The 18,628-nt window shown below is 41.8% G+C and carries 17 protein-coding genes and 1 other annotated feature; of the genes, 16 read left to right on the top strand and 1 reads right to left on the bottom strand.

Annotated features, from left to right (window positions below; genetic code table 11):
- Positions 1-4 precede the first annotated feature (4 nt).
- Positions 5-1,051 (bottom strand): acyltransferase family protein, encoded by a 1,047-nt coding sequence (locus G602_RS0102905; RefSeq protein ID WP_026657588.1) that lies wholly within the window; start codon positions 1,049-1,051, stop codon positions 5-7.
- 278 nt (positions 1,052-1,329) lie between these two features.
- On the opposite strand from G602_RS0102905, the gene G602_RS0102910 reads away from it, so the two are divergent.
- The 16 genes from G602_RS0102910 to G602_RS24925 all read left to right on the top strand — a co-directional run bounded on the left by G602_RS0102910 (position 1,330) and on the right by G602_RS24925 (position 18,572).
- A complete protein-coding gene (locus G602_RS0102910; protein ID WP_026657590.1) occupies positions 1,330-2,388 on the top strand; it encodes an FIST signal transduction protein in 1,059 nt (352 codons plus the stop codon).
- A gap of 45 nt (positions 2,389-2,433) precedes the next feature.
- Positions 2,434-3,396 carry a methyl-accepting chemotaxis protein gene (locus G602_RS0102915; protein WP_026657591.1) on the top strand — a complete coding sequence of 321 codons (963 nt, stop codon included), beginning with the start codon at positions 2,434-2,436 and terminating at the stop codon, positions 3,394-3,396.
- 159 nt (positions 3,397-3,555) lie between these two features.
- Positions 3,556-5,949, top strand: a complete 2,394-nt coding sequence (locus tag G602_RS0102920) for an HD-GYP domain-containing protein (RefSeq protein WP_026657592.1) — start codon at positions 3,556-3,558, stop codon at positions 5,947-5,949.
- A gap of 148 nt (positions 5,950-6,097) precedes the next feature.
- A complete protein-coding gene (locus G602_RS30115) occupies positions 6,098-6,244 on the top strand; it encodes a hypothetical protein (protein ID WP_155829670.1) in 147 nt (48 codons plus the stop codon).
- The gene (locus G602_RS0102930) at positions 6,237-6,932 is read left to right on the top strand and encodes a hypothetical protein (protein ID WP_026657593.1); all 696 of its coding nucleotides are present in this window, start codon (positions 6,237-6,239) and stop codon (positions 6,930-6,932) included. The genes G602_RS30115 and G602_RS0102930 overlap by 8 nt, the downstream gene beginning before the upstream one ends.
- Complete coding sequence (locus G602_RS0102935; RefSeq protein ID WP_026657594.1) at positions 6,929-7,897, top strand: hypothetical protein; 969 nt, start codon at positions 6,929-6,931, stop codon at positions 7,895-7,897. The genes G602_RS0102930 and G602_RS0102935 overlap by 4 nt, the downstream gene beginning before the upstream one ends.
- A 164-nt stretch (positions 7,898-8,061) precedes the next feature.
- A complete protein-coding gene (locus tag G602_RS0102940) occupies positions 8,062-8,712 on the top strand; it encodes a hypothetical protein (protein WP_026657596.1) in 651 nt (216 codons plus the stop codon).
- Positions 8,713-9,028: 316 nt separating this feature from the next.
- Positions 9,029-9,271: a binding site (T-box leader), on the top strand.
- Between the two features lie 67 nt (positions 9,272-9,338).
- Positions 9,339-10,373: an anthranilate phosphoribosyltransferase gene (gene trpD, locus G602_RS0102945; RefSeq protein ID WP_026657597.1), complete on the top strand. Its 1,035-nt coding sequence runs from the start codon at positions 9,339-9,341 to the stop codon at positions 10,371-10,373.
- A 1-nt stretch (position 10,374) separates the two neighbouring features.
- Positions 10,375-11,151, top strand: coding sequence for an indole-3-glycerol phosphate synthase TrpC (gene trpC / locus G602_RS0102950; RefSeq protein ID WP_026657598.1), 777 nt, complete (start codon positions 10,375-10,377; stop codon positions 11,149-11,151).
- Between the two features lie 2 nt (positions 11,152-11,153).
- Positions 11,154-12,344, top strand: a complete 1,191-nt coding sequence (gene trpB / locus G602_RS0102955; protein ID WP_026657599.1) for a tryptophan synthase subunit beta — start codon at positions 11,154-11,156, stop codon at positions 12,342-12,344.
- The gene (gene trpA / locus G602_RS0102960) at positions 12,337-13,113 is read left to right on the top strand and encodes a tryptophan synthase subunit alpha (RefSeq protein WP_026657600.1); all 777 of its coding nucleotides are present in this window, start codon (positions 12,337-12,339) and stop codon (positions 13,111-13,113) included. Before trpB ends, trpA begins: the two co-directional genes overlap by 8 nt.
- A gap of 139 nt (positions 13,114-13,252) precedes the next feature.
- Entirely contained in the window at positions 13,253-14,731 is a 1,479-nt protein-coding gene (gene trpE / locus G602_RS0102970; RefSeq protein ID WP_026657601.1) for an anthranilate synthase component I, read from the top strand.
- A 261-nt stretch (positions 14,732-14,992) separates the two neighbouring features.
- Complete coding sequence (locus G602_RS0102975) at positions 14,993-15,616, top strand: anthranilate synthase component II (RefSeq protein ID WP_026657602.1); 624 nt, start codon at positions 14,993-14,995, stop codon at positions 15,614-15,616.
- A gap of 13 nt (positions 15,617-15,629) precedes the next feature.
- The gene (locus G602_RS0102980; protein WP_026657604.1) at positions 15,630-16,292 is read left to right on the top strand and encodes a phosphoribosylanthranilate isomerase; all 663 of its coding nucleotides are present in this window, start codon (positions 15,630-15,632) and stop codon (positions 16,290-16,292) included.
- 148 nt (positions 16,293-16,440) lie between these two features.
- Positions 16,441-17,862 carry a hypothetical protein gene (locus tag G602_RS0102985; protein ID WP_026657605.1) on the top strand — a complete coding sequence of 474 codons (1,422 nt, stop codon included), beginning with the start codon at positions 16,441-16,443 and terminating at the stop codon, positions 17,860-17,862.
- A gap of 227 nt (positions 17,863-18,089) precedes the next feature.
- A complete protein-coding gene (locus G602_RS24925; RefSeq protein ID WP_256374958.1) occupies positions 18,090-18,572 on the top strand; it encodes a GGDEF domain-containing protein in 483 nt (160 codons plus the stop codon).
- Positions 18,573-18,628: the final 56 nt, after the last annotated feature.

An 18,628-nucleotide genomic window follows, 5' to 3' on the forward strand; every position in this document is an offset into this window, starting at 1 on the left:
CATATTATTTTGTAAAACTACTACATATTTTGCGAGATGCATAAGCAAATAGTAAGGTTGCGGCTGTAAATCCTAAGAGACAGACTGACCAATGGTACTTTTCATAGAGCTTAAAATGAATCAGGAGATTCAGGAAAAGCCAGTGATAAAGGTACATGCCATAGGTTATGTCTGTCTTTCTTGCTTTTTGCTCAAGAGTTTCAAGTAACCTTACGGACTTTTCCTTCATAATGACGTGAGCTGCAAGAACCGCAATGGCAGCAGTAGCCATACCTGTTATAAGACCTGTGTAATAACCGTAATCATAGACACGGGTAATTCTTATTAAGGAATGGAGCATTAACAAAACAGCCAGTACCAGATTCGTGTACTTTTGATTATACAGACTGCAGGTCTGGCAAAAAGCACCTATGAAAAAAAAGACAGCATAAGGAATGAAGCATCTCTCCAGGAGCTTTTGACCGGTAGATGAAAGCATGTCACGAAGTATAAAGGCTGCAATGTTACCCAGTGAGAGAACAAAGCAGGTAATTCCATAAAGTACCGGTGACTTTGAATTCTTTGTAACGAGCTTAAATAAAAACAAAAGAATATATAACTGCAAAAGAACAGTTATGTACCACAGAGGACCGTTAATGCTTCCTGTGGCAAATTTCTGCATACAGGAAGGAGTTGCCGCAAAGCCGATTCCCTGCGTGACGATCCAGCGTAGTATGGATATATCGAATTTGTCAGGAATAATCAAAAAGAGCGAGGCAAGATAAACAGCCATACTGAGCCACAGCTCGGGATAAAGACGAAAGAACCTTTTTTTCATAAAAAGCTTAACGTCAAGTCCGGAGCGCTCAAGAGAGGCTGATATCAGAAATCCGCTTATAGCGAACAGAATTACTGTGGGCTGATAAAAATCTATAGCTGATCTTAGTATGCCTATGCTTACTGCGTGATCGGGCACATATATTCTCATATAGCCGGTAAAATGAAGGCACATTACGCAGAAAGCAGCCCAGTATCTAAGAATTCCAAATGCATTTTTTTCTTTTTTTTGCATAAATAATCAATTTCCTATTGAATAGAATATTAATGCGCCATTTAACAGACGCAGTAAAACTTAATAATAGTGTACCACATTTGACGGTAATTTATGAAATTTTAAGAGATTGTTTAATGAAATATAGTATTTAAGGCATTGTTACGCATAATATAGGAATGGTAGAATAATCTATGAAGAATTATGTTATTACTAAATTTCTTATGGACTGGAAGCAGACAGATAAGAACTTATGCCGGTTTGTAAAGGCCGGGTGGTAAAACAGGAGAAAATGCCTTATGAAAATGTTTAGCGGAAAAAGCTCTTCAGCAAATGTGGCTGAAGCGGCAAGAGGACTTTCATCACCGAAACTCATTATTTTTACCTGCGACGCTGATCACTTTGATGATAGTGTGGCTGCGATTGAGAAACAGTTTCCCGGTGTCCCTAGTATTGGCTGTGTCGGAATGGCTTATGACTCATCCATGCTTGAAAAGGGCATAGCCATAACTGCTTTCACTGAAGGAGTTAAGGTAAAGACCGGCGTACTTGAAAGTGTTTCAACAATGCCGGCCCGCTATATTCACAGGCTTCAGAAAGATATTGAGGATATTAAGCCAGGAAAGGAAAATACGGCAATCATAGATTTCTGTGCCGGAAATGATGCTGCGGTTCTGACCACGCTTAGAGGCCTCATTGATAAGTACAATCTTCAGGTAATGGGAGCAACCGGTGATGCGGGTAAGGTTTCCATTAACGGTAAGGTATATGATGATGCGATGTCCTATGCAGTTATCAAAAATGAAGGCGGTAGGGTAAAGACCTATAAGGAAAATATCTACGAGCCTAAGGATAACAGACAGCTCATTGCATCTAAAACCGATAAGGCAAAATATTATCTTGGTGAGTTAAATGGCCGCTCCGCTAAACAGGTTTATATGGATCTCACAGGTGCCCGCTCGGATAAGGATATTATCAATCAGACCTTCCAGAATCCTCTTGGAAAGATGATAGGTAAGGATGTTTGCATCTGCTCCATCAAGGACGTATCAGGCAGCGGACTTATCCTCTACAGACAGATAAATGACTCTGATATTCTTACACTTCTTGAGATGAAAGATCCTATGGAAGTTGCACAAAATACCATAAGCAGAATCAAGAGCGACTTTTCAAGAATCTCGGGAATATATTCCGTGAATTGTATTTTCCGTTATCTGGTTCTATCAGAAAGAGGCGAGATGAATACCTATCTTAACAAGATAGCCTCACTTGGACCATCCTGCGGACTTATCGGATTCGGAGAGCATTACAATACTCAGTTTGTTAACCAGACAATGACCTGTGTAGTCTTTGAATAACAGAACTAGTGTTGATATCATCGTCCATGAGAGGGAGAAAATAATATGTTTACAGATATCTTTAAAAAGAAAACAGAAGAGCCGGAAGTTACAGTTCAGCCTGTGAAAAGCGGGATGGATCCGGAGAAAAGAGATTCTCTTATCTATATTGCAGATTCCATCAAGACCTTCCAGAAGGAGCTTGTTCAGAATGAGGTTGCAGCCCTTACCGAGATTCATGATATGGGTGAAGCAGTTGAAAATGTTATAGAGAGCAACACTGAGCTTAGAAGTGAAATGGATGCTTTCAATGAGATGTTCGCTGCGGTTAATGAAAGTGCAGGAAAATTTGAAGACGTTAAGGTAAATATTCTTAACAGTGTTCAGAATGCTCAGAACAAGGTTTCAGAGCTTAAGGAAAGTTCAAACGAAGTTCGCGCTACCTTTGATGAGATGACTGAGAGCTATGAAAACTTCAAGAATGCCGTTGATCAGATTTCCGATTACATGAAAAAGATTATCGGTATCGCAACACAGACCAATCTGCTTGCACTTAATGCTTCAATCGAGGCTGCAAGAGCAGGTGCTGCAGGAAAAGGCTTCGCTGTTGTTGCTACTGAGGTAAGAGAGCTTGCTGATGAGATCAAGGTTATGATCAGTCAGGTAAATGCTTCCATAGATGAAGCGGGACAGGAGAGTGAGAGACTTTCCGCAAATATCCAGAATTCCATCGCTGCGATGGATAAGAGTATTCAGGAAGTTGATGAGACCAATGCAACCTTTGATGAGATTATAGAGAGCGCTAACGGAGCAAATGCTGTTCAGCAGGAAATTGCAGATACAGCGGATGCAGCTTCGGACGAGCTGGGAAGAATCGGCAAAAGCTTTAGCAATATCAACAGTAAGTACGATGCCCTTGTTAATCAGCTTGAGAAAGTAAACAGACTTGGAACAACCAAGAGCAGCGTGTTCGAGCATATTGATAATCTGGCATCACAGATAGAGCCTATCGTGAAGGATAAGAAATAACACAATAATTATTAATTAAGAAAAGATTAAGGTAATAAACTATATACATGGACTCATAGAAATTATAGAATGATTCTATATGCTGATATTATTTGGCATATAGAATCATTTTTTTGTGGCTGTTTTCATGGCTGCATTACCTGTTTGGGAGTATATTGCATGTTAGAGCTTTTTAGGGCAAACCAATTGAATATAATGCTGTTTATGGGCGGCATTTGTGGCATTATAGCGTTCTTTTCATTGGTTTCCGAGGTTATGTCCAGAAGGAGAAAAGCATACGTTGTTTATCTTTCCATGTCTGGAATGTTATTGCTTCTTGCGGACTGGCTTGCATATACATACCGTGGCAATCAGTCAGAGTCGGCCTATTGGATAGTTCGGATATGTAATTTCTTTGTATACTTTTTTACCCTTTCCATTGTTCACGCGTTTAATCTATATGTGGCAAATATGCTTAAGACCGAGGGAGGATTAGTAAAAGTTCCCATAGAACTTAAATTTGTTGAAGTCTTTATTACAATTGGCGAAATTATGATAATTATTTCGCAGTTTACAGGACTTTATTATACTATCGATGAATTCAATCAATATCAGAGAGCACCATATTTTATCCTGAGTTTTACTTTCCCGATACTTTCACTCTTTATCCAGATGATAGTGATTATAAAATATTATAAGCACCTGGGAGAAAGAGTAAGGCTGTCGCTTCTCTTATTCCCGATTGTACCGATTGTGGCAGCGATTGCGCAGATCTTTTTAAACGGACTTGCCCTCATTAACATTGCATGTACCCTGATGATAGTGGTGGTTTATACCTTTTCACTGATTGAATTAAATGAACGTGCCAAAAACGCCAGCAGTCTTGAGATTGAATACCTGAAAAAAGAGCGAGAGAGCATGCAGACGCTGTTTGAGCAGACAGCAAGAGCACTTGTCAGCGCAGTGGATGCCAAGGATAAAAACACTCGCGGTCATTCTTCACGAGTAGCTGAATATGCCAGGAAAATAGCGGAGATAAGCGGCAAGAGCGCTAAGGAATGCGATGAAGTCTACTATGCGGCGCTTCTTCACGATGTAGGAAAAATCGGTATTTCCGATGAGATAATTTTCAAGAACAGTAAGCTTACGGATGATGAATATGAAGAAATTCAGCAGCACGTATTAATTGGACATGAAATATTATCAAGAATTACGGATTTTCCTTATCTAAGCATTGGTGCGAGGTATCACCATGAGAGATATGACGGAAAGGGGTACCCCGACAGGCTAAGGGGAGATGATATCCCTGAGATAGCAAGAATCATTGCGGTTGCTGATGCGTATGATGTCATGACTTCCAGAAGGAAATACAAGGATATCGTTCCTCAGGAGAAGGTTCGTGAGGAGATTATAAAGGGGACAGGAACTCAGTTTGATCCCAAATTTGCCAAGATAATGCTCTACCTGATAGATATGGATGAAAACTATCAGATGAAGGAGAGAGCAGAGATCAAGGAACTCTCAGGTAAAGATGAGTTAAATCCGGTTGAATACAGAAGTGAGATTTCAGACGGAATTCTTATCACCAGGAAGACAACCAGAATTCATATGAACTGCAGTCCCGATGGCAATGACGAAGGCCTTCCTTCAATGCCGGCGCTACTTCTTTTTGATTCGCTTGATGGGCATATTTATACGAATGAAAAGAAGATAAAAGCATTTCATTATCATGAATACGGCGATATCTGGTTTGACGGTAATACAAGATGCAATCGCGCCAGAGATATGAAGGCCGAGATAAGGAATTTTGATAAGGAAAAGCTCGACCAGGAAAACAAGGAAAACCAGAGAACGGAATACCTCATTGAAGCAGTTAAATTCAAGGACCATGCACTTGTCAGAATTGTGTGCAGATACAGGACAGTTGAAGTAATTGTTGCACTTCCCGATGCATCAGGATATTTATATCTCGCCATCACAGGTGAGCACTGCCACATAACGGATGTTTCAATAGATCAGTCAGAGGAAGAAATTGACAGCAACTACATCCCGAGAATAGCAGAGTGGATAAGCTATATTGATATGCCTGAGGGCGATATTCCAAACATGCAGATTGATGATTATCATTCCGTGATAACGGAAGGGCACCCTGTTACGGATGGAATGACTATGACCTTCCACACCATGACACTTCCGACTGCAAGAAGAGTATGGCACTGTCCGCATATCATATTGTTCAGCTCGGATGATAAAAAGGTTGATGGAGAAAACTACCGCGAATTTTCACTTATCAGATTTGATGGTGAGCATTGGGAGTCCAATGGATCCTCCGAAAATAAAATGGTCACCAATATCCTGGATGATTTCGATTCCTGGGATGAGTGGAAAGCACTAAATAAAAAGGGCTATGACTGCGTAGTTAATTTCAAGCGAACAGGTAATAAGATAACTCTTACTACAGAAAACGGAGGAATTGCAATCCGCAACGTCACCAATATACCGGACAATCCGGGAGAAATATATGTAGCTCTTACGGGAGACCAGGTGGCACTCACAAATATACGGTATCAATAAAGTATTTATCTATACTAAATGCCTTCCCTTTGGGGAAGGTATTTTTTGTACAATGTTGGACATCTGTTGGACAGCAAATAATATAATTTTATCAGAAATACAAATTTTATAGTTTTTTTGGATACATTTTATGAGGGGGAGATATACAATGAATATGAAACATATAGGAATAGCGCTTGCTGTATGTGCGGTTATGCTGTTTTTTGCAGGATGTGGAAAGGCCGGCAATGTAACAGTTATGAATGCCGGACAAGTGCAGGCCAATGCGGGAGTTTGGGCTGATATTTATGAATGATGAAGGTAAAGAGTCGATATTCCTGAATGAGTATCTAATGCTGGCGTCGTGCATTTTTGCTGCGGGAACCAGCTTTGTGACGGCTATACTCATCAGGTCGCAGGGTAATCCTTTTGCCATGTTTGAAGTGATTGTCAAAATGGTGACAGTAATCATGATGTATCTTGCGTATAAAAAATTCAGCTGGGATGTTGCCAAGGGAATAATGGGCGGCGTCCTCTTTTGCCTTATGTATCAGGAAGCACACATGGTTCTTGAACATTTATGGGGAGAAGAGGATTTTGACGCCTATCTTGTTGTGGGTGTTCAGGGCAGCATCTATCTTGCAGCTGCCGGAATGTCATTTCTTATGACAATAATAATTACTCTCAATCATTTCATCATAAATTATGGCAAAAACGGTAATCCCGGCAATGTCATACTTAACAGAATGGCTATAATCTATAAGATCATTCTGTATATTGTGCTGCTTATAACTAACAGCAGATTAGGGTTTGGGAAGGTTTTTATTTGGGAAAACGGGTTTCAGTATCTGACGGATATAGCGATTTTTCTTTTGATTGTAAGCATAGAGTCACAGCTTGATTCCTTCAAGGTTTTGAGACAGGAGCTTTTGAGAGAGAAGAGAAAAAAAGCCGTGCAGAGTAAAGAATCCGGAATTTTTATTGAGAAAGCAAAAAACAGATGAGTATCAGAAAACGCTTAACAGGGATATGGCTTATGTCCATGACCCTTCTTTCTTATGGTGCATATACGACATTCTTTGTGGCACAGATGTCTGCTCCTTATATTGTTTATTGGACTTTGCCGATTTTTCAGAGTATAGCCCTTATCATATATTTGTGGGGACCTGATAAATTAGAAAAGGCACCCTTTAAAATAATGTATAAGCTGTGCTATGCCACATCCTTTTTTGTGCTTCCCGCATTTATCTTCATTTTTATGGGGCTGATCTCACAGTATCATGTGAGTATTCCGGAGAGCATTGATGCAACGGAAATGCCGGTGGAACAGATCCTTCCAGGAGATGAGACCATCATATATAAAACGGATGTAGTCTACATATTTTTTCCCAAGTATTCAGAGATTGATCTTGAATGTGGAAAAAGGCCTTCGAAATCAGATGATTCCATCACCTGGTGCTGTGGTGCTGCCTTCCAGCACGCGGTTGAGTTAAGCTTCAATCATGACAATATAGAAGGCGACCATGCTTCTTATGGAGAATTCTACGACAGCCCCTACGACAGGGATGCGGACGGAGCCTTTACTTTTTCAAACGGACAGTTCCACTATGAATTTGAGAACAAAACCGAAGCTGTGAAAAAAGCAGCAGAAGAGGGTGGATGCGGTTTTATGCAGCTTGCGATGATAGATGATACATGTCCTGTCATGGATTTTGACAGACCGCGGGCAAGATGCTATCGAACCCTCGCTGAACTAAATGGTAATCTCTGCGTCATCGATTCCGTAAAGATGATGCATTTTGATGAGTTTATGGATGAGCTTGACCGCCTCGGAGTGACCAACGCTGTCTACATGGACATGGGCGCAGGCTGGAACTACTCCTGGTACCGCAAAGCCGACGGCAAAGTACGCACTCTCTTCGGCCTTCCCGTTCCCTGGTCTCACAACTGGATCGTATTCCGTAAATAAAGCTCCGGTTTTTAATATCGGAATAAATATTTGACTTCTTGCATGATTTTTTATTTTTTGTGCAGGAAGTCATTTTTTTGTTGGACATGTGTTGGACATGGGGGATTATGATGATGCATGTAGGGTGAAACACATCACAAATTTTCTTATGAGGAGAGGATGATATGAGAAATAAAGTTTATGAAAAAGTTATTGCAGCTACAATGGTAATGGTAATGTCAGGGATGCTCATGACAGGTTGTGGAAATGCGGCACCGGAGAGCACAGGCACCCAGGCTGAGGTAACTGCAGAGGTAGCTGACACAGAATCAATCGAGGATGATGCAACTGCACAGGCACCTGCTCCTGAAACAGCAGAAGATTATTATAATGGCCCTGATAACAGCGTATATCACGATGCTAACGGATGGAGCGTTAAATACGATGCGACTAAGTTTACTGTTACTCCTGAGAACGGTAGTGTTTTCATAGTTTATCAGGGTGAGTCAGCAGGAACAAATGTGATCACTGTTACATACGATGTTGAGAATACGGGAGAAGCTGCTATAAAGAAGCTCGGCGAGTCCTGGGGCAGCGATAAGACAACATATTCTGAGGGACCTTTCCCCGGAGCAGAGGATGTGACAGGTTACTGGGCAACACTTCCGCCTTCAGAGGATGGCTCAGGTCTTTATGAGACAGCAATCGGCAGAGATTACATGGATGGAGCGCTTATATTTGAGCTTACAGGACACAACGGTGAGGACGATGCGCAGAATATGGAAGTATCAGATCAGATGGCTTCTGTTATCGATTCACTTACCTTTGAACAGTAATATGTTTTTATATCGTTACTATGAACCGGAACAAAACACAATCTTCTGAGGGGGAGATTATGAGTTATAGAGAAAAAATCACAACATTTACATTAGTTGCCGCACTTATATTATGTGCATGCTGCTTGTTTTATTCCACCGGTTGTGGCATGTAAAGTAGAGCAAACATTAAGGGAAGCCGGTTGGTAGTAATGTTGCAATAAGCTATATTTCTGACTTGATTTATTTTAATCTGTTTACAAACAAAATTAATCAATTTAATAAAATTGATTGACAAGCGAATGAATTAAAAGTAAACTTTGTTTCAAGTTAATACTTTAAACCGTTGAAGCGGAGATAAAGGTTATGATGCCTTCACAGAGAGTCCGGGGTGGTGAGAGCCGGATAAGAAACAAGTAATCAAATGGACCGCTGAGGGTGTGGGCGAACTTCCAGTAGTTCACAACGTAGGGCATACGTTAGTTGCCAGGGATATGTTGGTATCCTGATAAGCGCGTAGCACATAGCTATGAATCAAGGTGGCACCGCGGATATATTTTATGAATTATTCGTCCTTGACAGAAGTGGATTCTGTCAAGGGCGTTTTTTTGCGTGTGAAGCAGAGCAATAATAAGGAGGAAATGAAAATGATCAAAGAAGCAATCGAAAAAATCGTTAACAAAGAGGACCTCACATATGATGAAGCCTATACTGTAATGAATGAGATTATGGGAGGAGAAACCACTCCTACTCAGAATGCAGCATTCCTTTCAGCACTCTCAACCAAGAGCGCAAGAGCTGAGACAACAGAAGAGATAGCAGGCTGTGCAGCAGCAATGAGAGATCATGCAACCAAGGTTGAGACAGGAATGGATGTCTTTGAGATAGTAGGAACAGGTGGAGATAACGCACACAGCTTTAATATATCAACAACCTCAGCACTTGTTGCGGCAGCAGGCGGAATGAAGGTTGCAAAGCACGGCAACAGAGCAGCATCTTCAAGCTGCGGAACAGCTGACTGTCTTGAGGCACTTGGAGTTAACATCCAGCAGGATCCTGAGAAATGCGTAGAGCTTTTAAAGGAAGTAGGAATGTGTTTCTTCTTTGCACAGAAATATCACACCTCCATGAAGTATGTAGGGGCTATAAGAAAAGAGCTGGGATTCAGAACAGTTTTCAATATTCTCGGACCTCTTACTAATCCAGGAACACCCAAGATGCAGCTCCTTGGAGTATATGATGAATATCTTGTTGAGCCCCTTGCACAGGTACTTGTAAGCCTTGGTGTAAAGAGAGGAATGGTTGTTTACGGAATGGATAAGCTTGATGAAATCTCTCTTAGTGCACCTACCAAGGTATGCGAGATCAAGGACGGATGGTTCAAAACATATACAATTAAGCCTGAGGATTTTGGCCTTAACAGATGTACCAAGGAAGATCTTAAGGGTGGAAAACCTGAAGAGAATGCAGAGATTACAAAGAGAATTCTTGCAGGTGAAAAGGGACCCAAGAGAGATGCGGTTCTTATGAATGCAGGTGCATCCCTTTACATCGGCGGAAAAGCTGACAGCTTTGCAGATGGCATAAAGCTTGCAGCAGAGATTATCGATTCAGGAAAAGCAACGGAAACACTGGAGAAGCTGATCGAGGTCAGCAACCGTGAGGAAGAAATGAGTGCATAATATGACCATACTAGACCAACTCGCTGCCCACGCCAAAACCAGGGTGGAGACCGCAAAACAAAATATATCTCTGGAAGACATCAGATTACAGGCTGAAGTACTTCCCAGGGGAGACTTTTCCTTTGAAAATGCACTGAAAAAAGATGGGATATCCTTTATCTGCGAGTGCAAAAAAGCCTCTCCGTCCAAGGGAATAATAGCTGAGAATTTCCCTTATCTGGACATCGCAAAGGATTATGAAAAAGCAGGAGCCGATTGCATATCGGTCCTTACTGAACCAAAGTGGTTTCTGGGTGATGACAGGTATCTTAAGGAAATAGCAGAGACAGTAAAAATCCCCTGCATCAGAAAAGACTTTACTGTAGATGAGTACATGATATATGAAGCAAAAGTCCTTGGAGCATCAGCAGTTCTTCTAATCTGTGCGATCCTGGAGGGAGAACAGATAAAGGAATACATAAATATCTGTGATACTATCGGTTTATCAGCTTTAGTGGAAGCACATGATGAAAGTGAGATTGAAATCGCAATTGAAGCCGGCGCAAGAATAATCGGTGTAAACAACAGAAATCTCAAGGATTTTTCAGTCGACACAGACAACAGCACAAGACTCAGGCAGATGATTCCGAGGGATGTTATATATGTCTCAGAGAGCGGAATAAAAAATGCAGAAGATATAAGAAAGCTTCGCGAAGCAGGCGTTGACGCAGTCCTTATAGGTGAAACGCTCATGCGCGCACAGGACAAAACCAAGGCACTTAGTGAATTGAGAGGATAAAAATGACTAACAAAAACGGAAGATTCGGAGTCCACGGTGGACAGTACATACCGGAAACCTTAATGAATGCAGTAATAGAACTTGAGAAAGCATACAATCACTACAAAGATGATCCGGAATTTAACAGAGAGCTCACAGAGCTTTTAAATGAGTATGCGGGAAGACCTTCAAGACTCTACTACGCAGAGAAGATGACAAAGGACCTCGGAGGAGCAAAGATCTACCTCAAAAGAGAGGATCTCAATCACACAGGCTCCCACAAGATTAACAACGTATTAGGCCAGGCACTCCTTGCAAAGAAGATGGGGAAAACCAGACTTATCGCTGAGACAGGAGCAGGACAGCACGGCGTTGCAACCGCAACCGCAGCAGCACTTATGGGCATGGAATGTGTTGTTTTCATGGGAAAAGAGGATACCGAGAGACAGGCACTTAACGTGTACAGAATGAGACTCCTTGGAGCTGAAGTCATCCCTGTTACTTCCGGAACAGCAACACTAAAGGATGCTGTATCCGAGGCAATGAGAGAGTGGACTACACGAATTGATGACACACATTATTGCCTTGGATCTGTTATGGGCCCTCATCCTTTTCCTACAATTGTGCGCGACTTCCAGTCAGTCATTTCGAAGGAGATAAAGGAACAGCTTCTTGAGAAGGAAGGACGTCTTCCAAGCGCTGTGGTTGCCTGTGTCGGCGGCGGATCGAATGCCATAGGAACCTTCTATAACTTCATTGAGGACAAGGATGTAAGGCTTATCGGCTGCGAGGCAGCAGGGCGAGGAATCGACACCTTTGAGACAGCAGCGACTATCAACACAGGAAAACTCGGAATTTTCCATGGTATGAAATCATATTTCTGCCAGGATGAATACGGACAGATAGCTCCCGTTTATTCGATTTCAGCGGGACTTGATTATCCCGGAATCGGCCCCGAGCATGCTCATCTCCATGACATCGGAAGAGCAGAATACGTGCCGGTTACTGACGACGAAGCAGTTAACGCATTCGAATATCTCTCAAAAACAGAGGGAATCATACCTGCAATAGAATCATCACACGCCGTAGCTCACGTTATAAAAATAGCACCTGGCATGAGCAAGGACGACATTATCGTAATAACAATTTCCGGCAGAGGCGACAAGGACTGTGCTGCAATTGCCAGATACAGAGGGGAGGATATCCATGAGTAAAATATTAGAAGCATTCAATAATAAAAAGGCATTCATACCCTTTGTTACCTGCGGTGATCCGGACCTTGATACCACAAAGGAAATATTAAGGGAGCTACAGGCAAATGGCGCGGATCTGATAGAACTTGGAATACCCTTTTCAGATCCTACAGCAGAAGGCCCGGTAATTCAGGGCGCTAACATCAGAGCCTTGAAAAACGGAATCACTACTGATGATATCTTCAAAATGGTAACCGAGGTCAGAAGTGAGATCACAGTGCCTATGGTTTTTATGACTTACGCCAATGTAATCTTTTCATACGGAATGGACAGATTTTTTGAAAAGTGCAAAGAAATCGGTATGGACGGCGTTATTCTTCCGGATGTTCCTTTTGAGGAAAAGGATGAATTCGTAAATTCTGCATCTGCATATGATGTTGACTTCATTTCGATGGTGGCACCTACCTCAGAGGACAGAATAGCCAAAATCGCATCCGAGGCTAAGGGATTTATCTACATAGTATCAAGCCTTGGAGTCACCGGAACCAGAACATCGATCAGCACAAATGTTAAGGATCTTGTTGAAAAAATCAGATCAGTCACAGACGTTCCCTGCGCAGTTGGTTTTGGAATATCAACTCCCGAGCAGGCATCACAGATGGCTGAAATCTCAGACGGAGCAATAGTCGGTTCAGCAATTGTACGAATTATCGGACAGTACGGCAAGGATGCTCCCACACATGTCGGCGAATTTGTAAAGAACATGAAGAGCGCCTATAAGGCATCATAATAAGATAATTAAGCCTTCACCTTGGGCAGGTAACAGAATAAAGTAGTCGTCCAGGGGACGATTGTTCAGCGCGGACCGAAGCGTGGCGAAGACAGGTGGCGCGAAGCGCCGGATGAGGGGACTGGGAACGGAGAATAACATGAAAATACTTCCTGAATATACAGAAATACAGCAAATAGCCGGAACCGGCAAATACGACATACTACCTGTGAGCTGCGAGATCCTCTCGGATTTCATAACTCCCATAGAAGCTATGCGTATTCTTAAAAACACATCAAAACACGTCTACATGCTTGAGTCGGCGCAGGCAAACGAGACCTGGGGGCGCTATACCTTCCTGGGCTACGATCCCACAATGAAGCTTACCTGTGTAGACGGCAAGGTCAGCATAACAGATGAAAATGGGGACGAGACTACAAAGGAAGGCGACCCTTCAGAGTGTCTCCGCGAGATTTTATCAAAATACAGAAGTCCCAGATTTTCATATCTTCCTACCTTTGCAGGTGGAATGGTGGGCTACTTTTCATACGACTACTTAGGCTACAGTGAGCCAACAGTCAGGATGAATGTGGAGGACACCGAAGGCTTCATGGACATGGATCTGATGCTCTTTGAAAAGGTCATTGCATTTGATAACACAAGGCAGAAAATTGTTCTTATTGCTAATATGAAGCTTACACCGGATGAAGCAGAACTTAAAAACAATTATGATAAGGCAATTTCTGACCTGAACGATATAATAAAACTCCTTACAACCGGAGAAAAAATCCAGGAGGCTCCTGGAAAGCTGCTTGGTGAACCTACACCACTTTTCAGTAAAGAGCAGTACTGCGAGATGGTTGAAAAAGGAAAGAAGCATATTTTTGAAGGAGACATTTTCCAGATTGTTTTGTCTAACAGATTCTCTGCACCTTTCGATGGGAGTCTCTTTAATACCTACAGGCAGCTCAGAACAATAAATCCTTCCCCGTACATGTTCTATTTTTCCGGAACAGATGTTGAGGTTGCAGGAGCTTCTCCGGAGACTCTTGTAAAGCTTCAGGACGGAGTGTTACACACTTTTCCTCTCGCAGGAACAAGACCTAGAGGAAAGACAGAGGAAGAGGACAAGAGACTTGAAGAAGAACTTCTTGCAGATAAAAAAGAGTTAGCAGAGCATAACATGCTTGTTGACCTTGGAAGAAATGATCTTGGAAAAATAAGTAAATTCGGAACAGTTTCAGTAGAAAAGCTCCACTCCATAGAACGCTACTCACATGTAATGCATATCGGATCCACAGTCCGCGGTGAAATCCGTGATGACAAGGATGCGCTTGATGCTATATCATCAGTACTTCCTGCAGGAACTCTTTCAGGGGCACCTAAGATCAGGGCATGCCAGATAATCGGTGAGCTTGAAAACAATAAACGTGGAATCTATGGTGGCGCCTTAGGTTACATTGATTTTACAGGAAACATGGACACCTGCATCGCAATCCGTATAGTTTACAAGAAAAACGGAAAAGTGTTTGTCAGGAGCGGTGCCGGAATTGTTGCTGACTCCGTACCGGAGAAGGAATTTGAGGAATGCGCCAATAAGGCAAAGGCGGTCCTCACCGCACTTAGATCTGAAGAATAATACCATTAGGAAAGAAAAATCTAAAGCCTACCATTAGAGAAGAGTAAAAATCTAAAGCCTTCCATTAGAGAAGAGTAAAAATCTAAAGCCTACCATTAGAGAAGAGTAAAAATCTAAAGCCTTCCAATTAGAGAAGGGTAAAAATCTAAAGCCTTCCCCCGCTGGGGGCGCTAATCGTCCAGGGGACGATTGTTCAGCGCGGACCGAAGCGGAGCGAAGACAGGTGGCGCGAAGCGACGGATGAGGGGAAAGGACCTGCACATGATACTACTAATAGACAATTACGACAGCTTTTCATATAACCTATACCAATACATCGGTGAACTTGTTGCTGAAAAAAACACCTCCGCTGACAACATACAGGATGAAATCAAAGTCATAAGAAATGATGAACTGACTGTGGCTGAAGTGGAAGCACTCGCTCCTGACAGAATAATTCTCTCCCCGGGGCCCGGACGCCCTGAGGATGCGGGAATCTGCATGGAGATTGCTAAAACCCTTGCACAAAAGATCCCCACTCTGGGAGTATGTCTTGGACATCAGGCAATCTGCGCTGCTTATGGTGCAACCGTAACATACGCTAAAGAGCTTATGCACGGCAAACAGTCTGTAGTCAAATTTGACAGAGACTGTCAGCTGTTTAAAAACTGTCCTGAGTCTGCACCTGTTGCAAGATATCATTCACTTGCTGCAGACGCATCCACAATACCTGATGAACTCGTAGTAACAGCAACTACAGTAGAAGACGACAGTGACACACATATCGCAGGTGAAGTCATGGCTGTTAAGCACCGGGATTATCCCATTTATGGAGTACAGTTCCATCCTGAATCAATTATGACACCAGATGGCAAGACCATGCTGAAGGATTTCCTCTTTGGATAATATCGGAGATACTATGATAAAAGTGAAATTTTGCGGCCTCACAAGACCTGAAGACATCCGCATAGTAAACAAACTAAAGCCTGATTACATAGGCTTTGTTTTTTATGAAAAAAGCAAGCGAAATGTAACAGAAGAAAAAGCCCGGGAGCTTAAGGAAAAGCTTGATGATAGTATCAAGGCAGTGGGTGTCTTTGTGGATGAGGATGAAAACAGAATAGCCGGGATTGCTAACGAAAAAATAATAGACATAATACAGCTTCATGGTCACGAGGATGAAGTATATATTGCAAGATTAAGAAAGCTTACTGATGCTAAGATCATCAAAGCTTTTCAGATTAAGAATAACCTTACAAATGCTGAAAAAGGAAATTGCATCTCGGATCACTCTGTTCAAGAGAAAACGAATACAGATGCCATAAAACGAATAAACGCCTCCTCCGCAGATATGGTTCTTGTGGACTCGGGACAAGGTACGGGGAAAACCTTTGACTGGGATGTGCTTGGCAAAATAGAAAGACCGTTTTTCCTGGCAGGAGGCCTGAATACTGAAAACGTTGAGAGTGTGATCACCGGGATAATGCCCTATGGAATAGACCTGAGCTCCGGAATAGAAACTGACGGCATAAAAGACGAATCAAAGATGAATCTGATAATGAGAGCCGTAAGAGGGAATTAAACATTTTTGTGTGATATTTTGCGACTAATCTGAAAAATTACATTTTCTGTAATATATTGACATTTTATGTAAAAATGTTATTATATCTTTTGTTGCGTTATCGAGGGGGAACGAAAACGTATTACACAATAATGGAGGGAAGTAAGGTATGAGAAAAGTTTCAAGAATCGGTGCTGCTGCACTTGCGGTAGCGCTGTCCGTAGCATTCGCTACACCATCTACAGCACACGCTGCACGTATTCCGGAGGTTGTAGTTAATCTTTCAAAGGAAAAGACAAACGATACTTATTCATCAGGCTTGATAACAAGGGATAAGAATGTCGTTTTCCAGACTACTGATCGTAACGCATTCTACGCAGAGTATAAGAAGTACTGGAAAGATAACAGCTATGGCTCTACTTCAAGAACTATTGGAAATGTAACAACTTATTACATTTACCGCATAACCTATAAGAATGAGCTTACAGGTGCAACAAGTACTGAAGAGAAGGATGTAAATCCTTCAGCAACATATGCTGATGAGGTAAAACTTACATCAAAGGTTTATGTAAATGCAGGCGAGCCTACAAATCTTGTAGTATATCTCAGAAACGGTGACACAACAATTAAGAAGGTTAAATCTTCAAAGAAGAGCGTTCTTACAGCTACAATCGACAAGAAGAACAGCCAGGTTACCAAGACAGACAACAATGCAGAAATCATGACAGATAAGGATGGTAACAAGTTCTACTACAGATCTACAGGTGAGAAGGTTTATCTTCCTAAGGAGCACACAAGAGATTCAGCTGAATACAAGGCTACAAACGGTTCATCTTCACAGATCACCATCAGATTAAATCCTAAGAAGCCCGGTTCATCCAAGGTTTCCTTCAAGATTTACAACAAGGACGGTCAGCAGACAGGTAAGGCTACTGTAAAGGTTGAAGTAAGAAGTGATGCAGATATCTTTAAGACAGTAACATTTGCAGGAAAGTCACTTATTGAGAAGAAGTTTGGTGATACAAACTACATCAATTATGGCAGAAGAGCAAGTGAAAATGCTTACGATTACAACTTTACAGAAAAGACAAAGGGTAAGCTTGTAGTTAAGGGAAACAAGGGCATCAAAATTGTAAAGATTCAGGTCGGCACATATGAAAAGCCTACAGGAATAAACGGATTACACTACGACGAGTATACAAACACTTACTACAACGATGATAACGAATATTACTCAAGCAGCAGAAACGGTAAGGGTGTTTTCAAGCACTATGATTACAATGGTGATGGTGATTACCTTGATACAGTAAACGGAATTTCTGAGAGCAGCATCGGTTACAAGTTTAAGACAGTTAAATCAGGCAAGACAATAAAGCTTGGCAGATATGCATACTGGACAGATAAATTCACTGATACATATGTAGATAAGGACAAGACCGGAAACAAGACAACAACAGAAGAGCTTACAAAGAATCAGGACTATGCACCTACAAAGATTATTATCACTTACTACAACCAGATGTCAAAGAGCTATGGCCAGAAGGAATTCACACTTTACACAACAAACAAGAAAGTAAAGCGTAAGAAATAATAATATAGAATATGTACAGGACAGATCCGCATCGAAACAGGTGTGGGTCTGTTTTTTTATATATTAGGAAATTCCTCCGGATTTCCTAATATATAAAAAACGCTCCGCTATGGATACGCATTAGATTTATTGCAGTAGAGCATGATGAAAAGGGCAGGCTCTCACAGGTACTTTTCGCTATTGAATCCATAGATGAGGACAAGAAGCGTCAGGAGACACTTAAGAAAATATCGGAAACAGACAGTATGACAGGTATCCGTAACAGAGGAAGCGGAGAAGCTGAGATAAAGAGACTTATGGCAGAAGGGCATAAAGGCATGTTCTGCCTTATGGATGCGGATAATTTTAAAGCCATTAATGATAATTTCGGACATAAAACAGGTGATAAGGTGATCATTGCCATTGCTGATGCCATGACAGTATCCTTCAGGGAGACTGATGTGGTGTTCAGATTAGGCGGTGATGAATTTGCTGCCTTTTCAGATGGTGTCTGCGATATAGAAACAGGTCAGAATATTATAAACAGATTCTTTGAAAATATCAGACAGATAGATATTACAGAGCTTGGAGACAGGCAGATAAGCATCAGCGTCGGCGCAAGCTTTTACCCTATAGATAACGCAGATTCCTTTGAAGCATTATACACAAGAGCTGATGAAGGCGCCTACGAGAGCAAGCGTCAGGAAGGCTCTTACGTGACTTTTAAATGAATATATATTATCAGAATACGGGTGGCGCGAAGCGTCGGATGAGGGGATTTACTTCA

This window comes from Butyrivibrio sp. AC2005 (assembly GCF_000424145.1).
Lineage (GTDB): Bacteria > Bacillota > Clostridia > Lachnospirales > Lachnospiraceae > Butyrivibrio.

Bases quoted from the DNA above. Each gene is read 5' to 3' on its own strand.
- trpC (WP_026657598.1), top strand. From the start codon at position 10,375: ATGACCATACTAGACCAACTCGCTGCCCACGCCAAAACCAGGGTGGAG.
- trpB (WP_026657599.1), top strand. From the start codon at position 11,154: ATGACTAACAAAAACGGAAGATTCGGAGTCCACGGTGGACAGTACATA.
- trpA (WP_026657600.1), top strand. From the start codon at position 12,337: ATGAGTAAAATATTAGAAGCATTCAATAATAAAAAGGCATTCATACCC.
- G602_RS0102985 (WP_026657605.1), top strand. From the start codon at position 16,441: ATGAGAAAAGTTTCAAGAATCGGTGCTGCTGCACTTGCGGTAGCGCTG.
- G602_RS0102920 (WP_026657592.1), top strand. From the start codon at position 3,556: ATGTTAGAGCTTTTTAGGGCAAACCAATTGAATATAATGCTGTTTATG.
- G602_RS0102935 (WP_026657594.1), top strand. From the start codon at position 6,929: ATGAGTATCAGAAAACGCTTAACAGGGATATGGCTTATGTCCATGACC.
- G602_RS0102910 (WP_026657590.1), top strand. From the start codon at position 1,330: ATGAAAATGTTTAGCGGAAAAAGCTCTTCAGCAAATGTGGCTGAAGCG.
- G602_RS0102930 (WP_026657593.1), top strand. From the start codon at position 6,237: ATGAATGATGAAGGTAAAGAGTCGATATTCCTGAATGAGTATCTAATG.
- G602_RS30115 (WP_155829670.1), top strand. From the start codon at position 6,098: ATGAATATGAAACATATAGGAATAGCGCTTGCTGTATGTGCGGTTATG.
- G602_RS0102915 (WP_026657591.1), top strand. From the start codon at position 2,434: ATGTTTACAGATATCTTTAAAAAGAAAACAGAAGAGCCGGAAGTTACA.
- G602_RS0102940 (WP_026657596.1), top strand. From the start codon at position 8,062: ATGAGAAATAAAGTTTATGAAAAAGTTATTGCAGCTACAATGGTAATG.
- trpD (WP_026657597.1), top strand. From the start codon at position 9,339: ATGATCAAAGAAGCAATCGAAAAAATCGTTAACAAAGAGGACCTCACA.
- G602_RS0102980 (WP_026657604.1), top strand. From the start codon at position 15,630: ATGATAAAAGTGAAATTTTGCGGCCTCACAAGACCTGAAGACATCCGC.
- G602_RS0102975 (WP_026657602.1), top strand. From the start codon at position 14,993: ATGATACTACTAATAGACAATTACGACAGCTTTTCATATAACCTATAC.
- trpE (WP_026657601.1), top strand. From the start codon at position 13,253: ATGAAAATACTTCCTGAATATACAGAAATACAGCAAATAGCCGGAACC.
- G602_RS0102905 (WP_026657588.1), bottom strand. From the start codon at position 1,051: ATGCAAAAAAAAGAAAAAAATGCATTTGGAATTCTTAGATACTGGGCT.